The organism is Ruegeria sp. CE9 (assembly GCF_056537425.1).
The window spans coordinates 1-576 of the sequence record NZ_JBQFRO010000131.1; the positions used below are offsets into that span (position 1 = coordinate 1).

Annotated in this window: 1 protein-coding gene; it reads left to right on the plus strand. The window is 58.9% G+C overall.

Features of this window, described 5'->3' with window-relative positions:
* Positions 1 to 57: 57 nt before the first annotated feature.
* Positions 58 to 576 (plus strand): bifunctional ornithine acetyltransferase/N-acetylglutamate synthase (locus ACR0B3_RS24475; protein ID WP_480811308.1); only part of this gene is annotated, 519 nt, incomplete at its 3' end.

Below are 576 nucleotides of genomic sequence, written 5' to 3' on the forward strand. Positions count from 1 at the left end.
ATGGCAAAAGCCCCGCTTCCTGTCTCCCCCCTCGCCCCAAAAGGTGGGTTTCCTGCATTGCCCCGCATTGATGGGGTGCGCTTTGCCAGTGGAGCGGCGGGGGTGCGGTATCAAAACCGCACCGATGTCATGTTGGTCGAGATTTGTGCAGGGGCGTCAGTGGCAGGTGTCTTTACCCGATCCTCCACGCGCTCCGCACCTGTCCTCGATTGTGAGCGCAAGTTGGCCGCTTTGGCGGAAAGCAGAGATCAAGGCTTTGGAATTGTTGTAAATTCTGGAAATTCTAACGCCTTTACAGGCCGCGCAGGCGATCAAACGGTCGAGGCGGTAACCGCCGAGGCGGGCCGTGTTTTGGGTATTCCAGCCGCTCATGTGTTCAGCGCGTCAACGGGGGTGATTGGTGAGCCCTTCGCCCCCGAAAAAATTACGCATATCTTGGCGGAATTGGCGGGCAAACTGGATGCTGACGGGGCAGATGGTGCGGCGCGGGCGATTATGACCACCGACACTTTCCCCAAAGGCGCGACAGAAACCCTGACCCTCTCAGGCCATGAGGTGAAAATCGCGGGCTTTGCC